This is a genomic window from Mesorhizobium sp. M7A.F.Ca.CA.002.04.1.1 (assembly GCF_004022805.1).
GTDB lineage: Bacteria > Pseudomonadota > Alphaproteobacteria > Rhizobiales > Rhizobiaceae > Mesorhizobium > Mesorhizobium ciceri.
This window is the reverse complement of sequence record NZ_RZPL01000137.1, coordinates 1-9,973: the sequence shown is the minus strand read 5'-3', so window position 1 is coordinate 9,973 and position 9,973 is coordinate 1. Positions and strand designations below refer to the sequence as shown.

Annotated in this window: 14 protein-coding genes, 1 tRNA gene and 1 pseudogene; 6 read left to right on the top strand and 10 right to left on the bottom strand. The window is 63.4% G+C overall.

The features are described from left to right. Both ENZ75_RS10050 and ENZ75_RS10045 read left to right on the top strand, forming a co-directional pair. Window positions 1-368: pseudogene (locus ENZ75_RS10050) on the top strand (AI-2E family transporter); the annotation flags it as partial. A gap of 79 nt (window positions 369-447) precedes the next feature. Then, complete coding sequence (locus ENZ75_RS10045) at window positions 448-936, top strand: GNAT family N-acetyltransferase (protein WP_027160744.1); 489 nt, start codon at window positions 448-450, stop codon at window positions 934-936. 57 nt (window positions 937-993) lie between these two features. Here ENZ75_RS10045 and ENZ75_RS10040 read toward each other — a convergent pair whose 3' ends face one another. The 4 genes from ENZ75_RS10040 to ENZ75_RS10025 form a co-directional block, all read right to left on the bottom strand. Next, a complete protein-coding gene (locus ENZ75_RS10040) occupies window positions 994-1,995 on the bottom strand; it encodes an aldo/keto reductase (protein ID WP_063168567.1) in 1,002 nt (333 codons plus the stop codon). Window positions 1,996-2,074: 79 nt separating this feature from the next. Further along, window positions 2,075-2,320: a DUF982 domain-containing protein gene (locus ENZ75_RS10035; RefSeq protein WP_013530762.1), complete on the bottom strand. Its 246-nt coding sequence runs from the start codon at window positions 2,318-2,320 to the stop codon at window positions 2,075-2,077. Between the two features lie 130 nt (window positions 2,321-2,450). Next, on the bottom strand, window positions 2,451-2,741 hold the full coding sequence (locus tag ENZ75_RS34590) for a hypothetical protein (protein WP_013530763.1): 291 nt from the start codon (window positions 2,739-2,741) through the stop codon (window positions 2,451-2,453). After that, window positions 2,741-3,625, bottom strand: a complete 885-nt coding sequence (locus tag ENZ75_RS10025; protein WP_013530764.1) for a LysR family transcriptional regulator — start codon at window positions 3,623-3,625, stop codon at window positions 2,741-2,743. The genes ENZ75_RS34590 and ENZ75_RS10025 overlap by 1 nt, the downstream gene beginning before the upstream one ends. 103 nt (window positions 3,626-3,728) lie before the next feature. Here ENZ75_RS10025 and ENZ75_RS10020 point away from each other — a divergent pair, with 103 nt between their 5' ends. Continuing rightward, complete coding sequence (locus ENZ75_RS10020) at window positions 3,729-4,598, top strand: NmrA/HSCARG family protein (protein ID WP_013530765.1); 870 nt, start codon at window positions 3,729-3,731, stop codon at window positions 4,596-4,598. Between the two features lie 80 nt (window positions 4,599-4,678). Here the strand turns inward: ENZ75_RS10020 and ENZ75_RS10015 are convergent, their stop codons facing one another. Continuing rightward, window positions 4,679-4,996, bottom strand: coding sequence for a hypothetical protein (locus ENZ75_RS10015; RefSeq protein ID WP_063168566.1), 318 nt, complete (start codon window positions 4,994-4,996; stop codon window positions 4,679-4,681). A gap of 278 nt (window positions 4,997-5,274) precedes the next feature. Between ENZ75_RS10015 and ENZ75_RS10010 the strand changes: the two genes are divergently transcribed. Next, the gene (locus ENZ75_RS10010; RefSeq protein WP_013530767.1) at window positions 5,275-5,517 is read left to right on the top strand and encodes a hypothetical protein; all 243 of its coding nucleotides are present in this window, start codon (window positions 5,275-5,277) and stop codon (window positions 5,515-5,517) included. Window positions 5,518-5,608: 91 nt separating this feature from the next. On the opposite strand, the gene ENZ75_RS10005 is transcribed toward ENZ75_RS10010, so the two are convergent. The 4 genes from ENZ75_RS10005 to ENZ75_RS09990 all read right to left on the bottom strand — a co-directional run bounded on the left by ENZ75_RS10005 (window position 5,609) and on the right by ENZ75_RS09990 (window position 6,961). Beyond that, entirely contained in the window at window positions 5,609-5,815 is a 207-nt protein-coding gene (locus tag ENZ75_RS10005; protein WP_013530768.1) for a hypothetical protein, read from the bottom strand. A 194-nt stretch (window positions 5,816-6,009) separates the two neighbouring features. After that, window positions 6,010-6,195 (bottom strand): hypothetical protein, encoded by a 186-nt coding sequence (locus tag ENZ75_RS10000; protein WP_013530769.1) that lies wholly within the window; start codon window positions 6,193-6,195, stop codon window positions 6,010-6,012. A gap of 317 nt (window positions 6,196-6,512) precedes the next feature. After that, window positions 6,513-6,586 (bottom strand) — tRNA-Gln (locus ENZ75_RS09995). Window positions 6,587-6,670: 84 nt separating this feature from the next. Continuing rightward, window positions 6,671-6,961 carry a hypothetical protein gene (locus ENZ75_RS09990; protein ID WP_013530770.1) on the bottom strand — a complete coding sequence of 97 codons (291 nt, stop codon included), beginning with the start codon at window positions 6,959-6,961 and terminating at the stop codon, window positions 6,671-6,673. Between the two features lie 545 nt (window positions 6,962-7,506). Between ENZ75_RS09990 and ENZ75_RS09980 the strand changes: the two genes are divergently transcribed. Then, window positions 7,507-8,574: a PAS domain S-box protein gene (locus tag ENZ75_RS09980; protein ID WP_063168565.1), complete on the top strand. Its 1,068-nt coding sequence runs from the start codon at window positions 7,507-7,509 to the stop codon at window positions 8,572-8,574. A gap of 5 nt (window positions 8,575-8,579) precedes the next feature. Here the strand turns inward: ENZ75_RS09980 and ENZ75_RS09975 are convergent, their stop codons facing one another. After that, the gene (locus ENZ75_RS09975) at window positions 8,580-9,518 is read right to left on the bottom strand and encodes an alpha/beta hydrolase (protein ID WP_063170278.1); all 939 of its coding nucleotides are present in this window, start codon (window positions 9,516-9,518) and stop codon (window positions 8,580-8,582) included. 146 nt (window positions 9,519-9,664) lie between these two features. Between ENZ75_RS09975 and ENZ75_RS09970 the strand changes: the two genes are divergently transcribed. Continuing rightward, window positions 9,665-9,973: a hypothetical protein gene (locus ENZ75_RS09970; protein WP_013530773.1), complete on the top strand. Its 309-nt coding sequence runs from the start codon at window positions 9,665-9,667 to the stop codon at window positions 9,971-9,973.

Genomic DNA, 9,973 nt, shown 5'->3' with positions numbered 1-9,973 from the left:
GCTTTGCCGATATGGAACCCGCCGGCATTCGCCGCCTTGAGCTCGAAACCGTCGACACCGTCGTGGTCGGATTCCTGAACCGGGATTCCATCAAGCACGCCCGCTTTCTGGTCCGCCGGCTGAAGCGTGCGAAGGCCGCACTTCGGGTGGGAATCGTGTTCTGGTCGGAGGCCGACAGCGAGGACAAGGAGACGGCGGGCAAACTGGCGCGTGACATGAACGCGGATTTCGTGGCGCATGGCATGGTCGACGCCGTGCTGGGCGCGCTGTCAAACGAGCCGCCGGTCGCGCTCAAGCTTGTCGCCAAACGGCGCATGCGGCGACAGCGGGCCGCGTCCAAGAAGGTTACCGCGGCAGCGGCGGGTTGACCGAAATCGGCGGAAGGCCCATGGAACCAGGCGGCCCTCCGCGCGGCCTTACGGATTAGCTACCCGTCGGCGGTGAGAAATGCTCGAAATTCGCCCAGCCCAGGAAGCCGACCGGTCGGCGATCGTGCAACTGTGGCATCAGGGCTGGCATGATGCCCATGCGCATCTGGTTCCAGCCGAAATCCTGGCGTACCGAACGCCGGCGCATTTTGCGCTGTGGCTGGAGCAATCCACCGATGCCTTCCATGTGGCGGCTGCCGATGGATTGCTTGGCTTCGTCTCGATAAACGGGGCGGAGCTGGTCAAACTCTATGTAAGCCCGCAGGCACGGGGAAGCGGAACCGCCCGCGATCTGCTGTCTTATGCCGAGCATCTCTTGTGCGAACAGGGCGTGGCGGAGGCCGAGCTTTTCTGCACGGCGGGAAATGTCCGCGCGCAGAGATTTTATGCCCGCGAAGGATGGCGCTTGAACCGCAGCTTCGAAGACGCACTTTGGCTGCCGGATGATGTCGCCGGCAGGTTCACCGTGGAAACCCACTGCTATCGGAAGCATCTGGGCTTTCGTTAGCATCACTATTCGGAACGAGCTTGGCGAGATTGTCGCGGACGCTGGAGCAGGCGCCCCCTACCGGTCGACCATCGCCATGCCCCGCTCGGTATAGCGCGGGCCGGAGATTTTTCCCGGCGCGAGCGCTTCGTTGAGCGCGGCCATCTCGGCGGCATCGAGTTTGATAGCGGCGCCGGCGACGTTCTCTTCCAGGTATTTTCTGCGCTTGGTGCCGGGGATCGGCACGATGTCGATGCCAAAGCCGTCGCCCTTCGCCAGCAGCCAGGCCAGCGCGACCTGGCCGGGCTTGACGCCGCGGGCAGCGGCGATGTCGCTCACCTTGGCGGCCGCCTCGACATTGGCGTCGTAGTTTTCGCCCTGGTAGCGCGGGTCGTTGCGGCGATAATCGCCGTCGGGATAGTCTTCCGCACGCTTGACCTGGCCGGTGAGAAACCCTCGGCCGAGCGGCGAGAACGGCACCAGGCCGATGCCGAGTTCGCCAAGCAGCGGGATGATCTCCGGCTCCAGATTGCGCTCCCACAGCGAATACTCACTCTGCAACGCCGACACCGGATGCACGGCATGCGCCCGGCGGATGTTGGCTGCACCCGCTTCCGACAGGCCGAAGAAGCGCACCTTGCCTTGCGCGACGAGTTCGCCGACGGCGCCCGCGACATCCTCCATCGGCACCGCCGGGTCGACGCGGTGCTGGTAGAGCAGGTCGATACGGTCGGTTCCGAGGCGGCCGAGCGAGGCTTCCACCGCCTCTCGAATGTGCTCGGGCCGGCTGTCGGTTCCGGTCTGCTTGCCGTTTTCGATGCGGAAGCCAAATTTCGTGGCGATCGTCACCAGGTCGCGCTTGCCCTTCAATGCCCGGCCGAGCAGGGCTTCGTTGTCGTAAGGGCCATAGACTTCGGCGGTGTCGAGGAAGGTGCAGCCGAGGTCGATGGCACGGTGCAGCGTGGCGATGGATTCGGCCTCGTCGGCCGGGCCATAGGACTGGCTCATGCCCATGCAGCCGAGGCCGATAGCCGAGACCTGCAGCCCCTGGCTGCCGAGCTTGCGTGTTTTCAGGGTCATGGCAGGCGTTCTCCGGAGGGGGCGCAGCGATTATAGCGTCAGCAGGTTCAATCGATACGCCTATTAGATCACGATGTGGCTATTCGATCAGGATGTGGGCTTCGCGCGCTGCTTCGACGAGCGCCGCCCTGGCGACGTCGGGGGCAACATCGCCGCTCGTCGCCCGCTGGCAGGCGCGCAGTGCGGACCGATGCTTCGGGCTGCCTGCGTCACGCCAATGTGTGGTGAGCAAATCAATGGCCTGCTGTGTGTTGGACAGATGATGGATGGAACCGGTGACGCCGACCGAAACCGCCACAGGTTTGGAGAACCATGCCGTTTGCATTGGAACCACCTCAATTGGGCTGAAGCAATAAACGCTTATGGCCGCTCAAGGTTTCGTCGCTACCAATCAATCTGGCGTGATAGATTGCCGATACCCCCAGCGGCATTGGGCCCCACATTGTCCGCGGGGCTCACATGTTCGAGGCGACATCGCGGGTGGGCGGTGTTTTGGGTTTGTGGGCGGCGCGTTGCCGCGTCGCCTGGTGGGCAGGGCGGGGTTTGACCGTGTTCACGGTCGTGGGCGCCTGCGCCTTGCGGCGCTTGAGCCAGTTGGCTGACAGTTCGGCAAGGAGACTGCGCAAGTCTTTCACGACGTCCTCCTCTTGTAGGGCGACAAGGTAATTGCCGTCGCCCCAACTTGTTCCACCGCAAACTCCTTCCGCCAAAAATAAAAGTTCTTGCCGGCGAAAGCGGTCGGGCATCACCTGCCGATATAGGCGGCCAGTTCGTCCGGCGTCCCGTTCGGGAAGGCCTGTTTCAGAAAATCCAGGAACGCCGACACGCGCGGGCTGAGCAGCCGCCGGGAGGGGTAGAGCGTCCAAAGAGCGATCTCAGGGGCGTCGATGTCCCCCCAATTCACCAACGTGCCGTCAGCCAAATCGTGGGCCACCAACGAAATGGGAAGACGTGCCGCACCGACCCCCGCCCGCACCGCATCGCGCACCATAATGAGCGTTCCCAAAGCGAGGACCGGCTCGATTTTGATCGTCGACCGGCCACCCTCGGTCTTCACGTGCCATGTTTGCCGTTCGCCTTTCCCGCGCGCAACGGCAGGGGCCGGTCCACCGGTGCGAGGAAGGTGAGGGCTCGCCACGACGACCAGCCGGTCGCGGAGAAACGCCCGTCCGACCAAGCTTTCGTCGGGATCCGGGTTGACCCGGATCACCAGGTCGTAGCCTTCCTCGATCATGTCCACAGCCCGGTCCTCCGTCGTGACCTCCAGCCTCACCTCCGGAAATTTGAGGGCAAATCCCGCGGCGATCCTCCCCATCGCGGTCTGAGAAAAAAGCAGGGGCGCGCTGATCCGCAGTCTCCCCTTGGGTCTTTGACCGCCCGAGGCGATCGCCGCGGCCGTCTCGTCCAGTTCGGCAAGCAACGCCCCCGTCCGCTCGAAAAGCGCCCGTCCTTCCTCGGTCAGCTTCAGGTTACGCGCACCCCGTTCAAACAGGCGCAGGTCAAGGCTGCTCTCCAAGTCTCCAACGCGCCGCGACAGGGTTGCCTTGGGCCGGCCGGTGGCCCGTGCCGCCTTGCCGAAACCGCCATGGCGGGCAACGAGGTTGAAATCGGTGAGGGCCAGAATATCCATAGGTGTTCCACCAGTGAGACGGTGCGTCTAAAATTTCGGTCTGTTTGAGTGTTTGTGAGCCACACATATTGGGCCTGTCAAGCAACCCAACAGGAGAAATTCCATGACCATCCTCGTTACCGGCGCCACAGGCAATGTTGGCCGCCAAGTCGTCGAGCACCTCGTCAAGCGCGGCGCCGACGTCCGTGCTCTCGTCCGCGATCCGTCGAAAGCCAGCTTCCCGGCGGGCGTATCGGTCGCGCAAGGCGACTTTCTCGATGTCGATTCACTGCGCAAAGCCATGTCCGGCGTTTCCACCCTGTTCCTCTTGAACGCCGTGGTGCCGGACGAATTCACCCAGGCTTTGGTCGCGCTGAACGTCGCCCGATCGGCGGGCATCGAGCGGATCGTCTATCTCTCGGTGATCCATGCCGACGTGTATGTGAACGTGCCGCATTTCGCCGGCAAGTTCGGCGTCGAGCGAATGATCGAGCAGATGGGCTTCCAGGCTACGATCCTGCGCCCGGCCTATTTCATCCAGAACGACCTGATGATCGAAGACGTCATCACCGGCTATGGCACCTACACAATGCCGATCGGCGCCAAAGGTCTCGCCATGGTCGACGTGCGTGATATCGCCGAGATCGCCGCTCTCGAGCTGCTGCGCCGCGAACGGTCCGCGGAGCCGCTTGCGCTCGAGCGGATCAACCTCGTCGGTCCGCAGACACTGACCGGGACGGATATCGCGGCCATCTGGTCCGACGTGCTCGCCCGGCCGATCAGCTACGGCGGCGACAACACCGAAGGTTTCGAGCAGAATCTCAAGCAGTTCCTGCCTGCCTGGATGGCCTACGACATGCGCTTGATGGGCGAACGGTTCCTGACCGACGGCATGCTGCCCGAGGCCGGCGACGTGGAGCGCCTGACCGCGCTTCTGGGCCGCCCTCTGCGTCCCTATCGCGACTTCGCCTCACAAATCGCCGGCTCCGCCTGACGGAACGGCTCCGGTCATCATCCGGTTCAGAAACAGCAGGGCGGCCTTTTGAGAAGGCCCCCTGTTCAGCCGGTACCGTCTTACTGCAGGGTGGCCGGACCAGGCCCGTCGCGTTGGGCGATCATCCGCCCGCCATCGTCGCCACCGAGACCATCCACGAACAGGCCAGCCACGCCGTCGAAATTGGTGAGCCCGTCGAATTCAATTGCGGCGCCAATCAGCTGGGCTGCCTGGAAGACAATGTATTCGACGTCCTCGAGGGCGATGTTTTCGGCCAGGTTCCTGACCCTTACATGTTCCGCCACCGCCGTGATACTGACGATGCCGGTCTTCCTGAAGGCGATCTGGACCGCTGAACGGACGTCATCGCGCAGTCGCGCCGAGTAATCATACCGCATCGAAACCTCCCAAAGGGAACGGTTTTCTGTTCAGGTTGCACAATGCGGCAGGGGCTTCATCTTGGCAAGTCACGAATTAAATAATATCTAAACAAATCAGCTAGTTAGCATAGTTATGCAAGTATGCGCCTTACGCCGAATACCATCAGGCTCATCATGCGCATGAGAAGCAGTTCACTCATCCCGAGGTCTTGACGCGCTAGGAGCGCTTTCCTAACTATTAGGTAAGCGAGTTGAATACTCATTCGAGGTATCGGGATCCTGAGCGAGGGAGCGCGATGACTGAACTGGAACGCCCGGAACGGTTGCAGATCATGCTGACGTCAGACGAGCTGGCTGCGCTGGAAAACTGGCGCTTCGACAAGCGTATGCCGAGCCGTTCGGCCGCGGTCAGGGAATTGCTGCGGCGCGGTCTTGCCTCAGACGGCTTCCTGACGGCGGAGCAAGGGGCGAAGTCGCAAGACTTCGGTATCCTGCCAACCGCCGGCGGCAACGGCATTTCCGAAAGCGGCAAGGAGTAGCGGTTCACCGCGCGTGAGCCGCTCCAGTCCTTTCAGGCTGCCGGTCGCCGCAACGCGGTGCCGGCCGGCCCAGCGGACCATAACTCTCGATTCAGAGGATGTTGGTCGTCACTTCGACGACGATCGCGGCACCTTCCAGGCTGCCATTGGTGACGTGCACGACACGCGATACCCGCAGATCCTGCGTGGTTCCATCGATCGACAGCGCAACGCTTTCGCCGATCCGCGGAACCGCCTGAAAAACCGCGTCCGTGGCCTCCGGCCGGTTGTCGATCGATATGCGGCAGTTGACGGTCATGAGATGTCTCCTGTGTCGGCCCGGTGGTCAACGCGGGGTCCGCGAAATGGTTTCAGGAGCCGGATGCAACTTAACGGCGCCCAGATCCGTAAAACACTAATTGCTCCATTGTTCATCGTAACGGAGCAACAGGGCTCGCTGGGGGCGTTGGGGCTGCCCCGGCGAGCTTGATCCGCCTTGCCGGGGGCGTGGCGTCACCGGGGTATGGAGACGAGTTTCGGCGCCCGCAATTCCCCGGCCATCCTTGCCGCCTGGAAAATTGTCATCAAAACCAGGATGGGCTCACCCTCGGTCGGGTTGATGGTCAGCACGACGCGGCCAAGCTCGTCGCTCATGCCGCAAGACCAGTCCTTGACGGCTATCACCTTTCTCGCGGCCATATGCCGTTCTCCTGCACGGGAGGTTCTCTGCCGGCTACGCCGTCTGGAGTTGGTCGACAGAACCTTCGCCTGACATTGCAAGCAGCCGAAATGCGGCAAATGCGGCCAATATCATGAAAACCGCCGTGACGTTCAGGGACATCGTCGACGCAAGCACGCCCCCGTCAAAGCAACTCAGTTCCATGCGCTCTACCCCTTCAAGCCACTGACGGCCTGGATGATGATCCTGCTTCGAGTGAAATACAAGCGCGCGCTAATGTGCTGAAGCCGGCTGGCCAGTCTGCGCGCGGCTTCGAACCAGCCAAGCGCTTGGTTGCTGGTTCCCGCTCAAGGGCTCGAACCTCGATTCACGCCTTCAAAGGGCGCTGTCCTACCATTAGACGAAGCGGGAAAATGCACGTTGCGCCCCACCCCTAGCCGGTTCGCGCGCCGGGATCAACGCACTGCGGCGGCAAAGCCGATTGGAAGCGCGGTGTCAGTCCGGAAAGTTGGTGACAGGTTCCTCGCAGCGGTAGACCGGGCAGCTGCCGTCACGGGTCGGGACATAGGCCGACATCGGCACCTCCGGCCAGTCGCATTCGTTGCCGAACTGCCTGACATAGCGATCATAGGTGTTGGGGCCTGTGGTCAGCACCACGGCATGGCGGCTTTGGAGCAGTTGCCGGAGCTGGTCGCAACTCATCGTGCGGGTGTCGGGCCTGGCTTCGGCGAGGCCGGTCGCGGCCAGCAGGATCGCTGCCGTCAAGGCAATTCGGCGCATTGGCATGGCTGTTCCTCGAATGGACATATCGGCCGAAACTCGCATCCCGCCGGGTGGTTCCGCAACCGCCGGCTCGCCGTCTGTGGCAGCGCAACCAAATGGTCCGTCGTGCATTGCTGGGGATGGATGGCAGGAAGCCCTACAAAACTCCGCAATGGCGGCCCGGAAGCGGGGATCGCGAGGCCATGTGCTGTTCCTTCTGCGGCGGGCGCGACCACAGCTATGAGGACTGTCCGCAAAGGAATCCCGACGCCGATGCAGTGCCCGTTGCGCCGCCCAACGACGCCGGCTCCGAAAAAGCAGGCCGATGAGACGGACAGGGCGAAGCGGTCATCGGGCTTACAGCAGCTCGACTGGATCGGCATTTACGGCCGCAGAGGCATTGCCGAGATGGAGGGCCGGGCATTATCGTGACATGCGTGTCCGCGACCGCAAATGCGGAATGCTGCGCACCGACTGCAACCAAAATGCCCGGTCAGGCATTTCTAGCAGGAGGGGAATCCTCACGCAGACGCTGGCGGGAGGCGGCAAGGTGGGGCCACGACGGGGCAATGACAGAATTGGCAAGCGTCGATAGCCTGCTCGAAATCACTGCCCACGCTCGGCTGGCGGCGATTGTCGATTCGTCCTTCGACGCCATCGTCAGCAAGGACCTGAACAGCATCATCACCAGTTGGAACGCGGCGGCGCAACGCATGTTCGGCTACACCGCCGAAGAGGCCGTCGGCCGCTCCGTACTCATGCTCATCCCCGATCATCTCAAGGATGAAGAGACCGACATCATCAGCCGGGTTCGCAGGGGCGAGCTCCTGGCCAGCTATGAGACGATCCGCCGGCGCAAGGATGGCGGCCTCATCGCCGTGTCGCTGACCATTTCGCCGATCAGGAACGCGTCCGGCGAGATCATCGGCGCATCGAAGATCGCCCGCGACATCACCGCCAGCAAGGAGAGCGAGCGCCGGATCAGGCTTTTGCTCCGCGAGGTGAACCATCGCGTCAAGAACCAGTTCGCGGTGATCCTCTCGATGATCCGGGAGACCAGCAAACGCTCGACCGATCCGCGCGAGTTCGAGGAGATGATCCGTTCCCGCATCATGGCGCTGTCGCGGTCGCACGATCTGCTGGTGAACTCGGAATGGGCCGGCGCCAGCCTCTTCGACCTTGCCCAGGAGCAGCTCAAGCCGTTCGGCCACGAGGCGCGGGTATCGCTTTCCGGACCGCTTTTGACCCTGCAGCCGAATGCCGTGCAAAATCTCGGCATGGCGTTTCATGAACTCGGCACCAACTCTTCCAAATATGGCGCGCTGGCGAGCGAGGCCGGGCGGCTGGAGATCACCTGGCGGATCGTCGAAGGCGCTTCGGACAAGCTGGAAATCCATCTGCTCTGGGACGAGACGATGCCGGTGCGTGAGGGAGAGCGGCCCGGGGGGCGGCAAGACGAAAGCACGCGCAAGGGTTTCGGCACCGTCGTCCTGCAACGGGTCGCGCCGCAATCGCTGAACGGCTTGGCGGTGCTGGATCGCAGCCCGGGCCATCTCAGCTGGTCGCTGACGGCGCCGCTGGATTCGATCATCGTTCCGCAGTTGGGCGCCGACCTGCCTGAAACCGAAACGTCCTGAGCCCATCAAGGGGAGGGCGAAGGTAACTCCGATCGCACGGAGATGCCGTGACTGGTTTCGCCGAAGAAGCCGGCCAGCAGATCGGCCGTCCGCGCCGGGTCCTCCTCGGGGAAGAAGTGTCCACCCGGCATCGCCTGTCCGCGCACGTCGTCGGCCCAGCCGCGCCACAGCGCCAGTGGTCCGCCTTCGCCGGCATACCAATCCGCCAACGCGCCCTGACCGCTCCATAGCGCCAGCAGCGGGCAGCGGATGCGCCGGCCGGCTGCCTTGTCGGCATGGTCATGCTCGCGGTCGAGCGTGGCTGCCGCCCGATATTCCTCGCAGATGGCATGGGCGTGGGCAGGCGTACGCAGGGCCTCCACATAGGCCTGACGCACTTCGGCTGGAAACGCCGATGGCTGTGAGCCCCAGCCGTTGAGCGCATTGTCGACGATCGCCTCGGCGGCGCCGGACAGGATCTTTTCCGGCAATGGCTCGGGCTGCGCCAGCAGCGACCATGGCCAATAGCCCAGCGCCAGCCTGGCGTCGGCGCGGTCCCAGGCATCGGCGGTCGGCACGATGTCGAGGACGGCGAGCCTGTCGATGCTGCCCGGATGGTCGAGCGCCATGCGGTAGGCGACACGCCCGCCGCGATCATGGCCGGCGACCATGAAGCTGCTGAAACCCAGCTTCTCCATCAGCCTCACCAAATCGTCCGCCATGGCGCGCTTGGCATAGGGTGCGTGGTCCGGAGTGGACGCCGGACAGGAGCTGCCGCCATAGCCGCGCAAATCGGCGCAGACGACGCTGAACCGGCTGGCCAGAGCGGGCGCGATGTCGCGCCACATCAGATGCGTCTGCGGAAAGCCGTGCAGCAACAGCAATGGCGGCCCGGTCCCGGCACGCAGGCAGAATATGCCGGCATCGCCGGTGTCGATTTCCGCGCCTTGAAAACCTTCGAACATGACCGCCTCCGGCACGCGCAACGGCCGGCGAACGGGTTTGGTTGCAATGCCGCCCGGCGACGCGGCCAACCTTTTTCGTCGACAGGCGTTGTCCCTGTGAAGGGAAGGTCGCCGCAGGCGACCGTGAAAGAAAGAAGGAGGTAGGGATGAGAACTCTCGCCATCATGCCATTCGGCCTTATGCTGGCGCTGGCAGTGCCGGCCGCAGCCCAGCAGCAGAACGACAGCCAGGCGCCGCAGGCCGACAAATGCAGGGCTCAGACCGGGCAAGAGGCAAAACAGCAGCCTGAAAAGCAAGCCGATGACGGCAATTTGACCGCGAAGCTCAACGACTGCGGCGGCGTGCTGAAACCGCCCCCGACGGGAGACCAGGGCATGGCGGCGCCGGCCCCCGACGAAGGCAAGACGCCGGTGATCAAGCCGGGTGAAGTTCCACCCCAGCCGCCGAAGCAATAA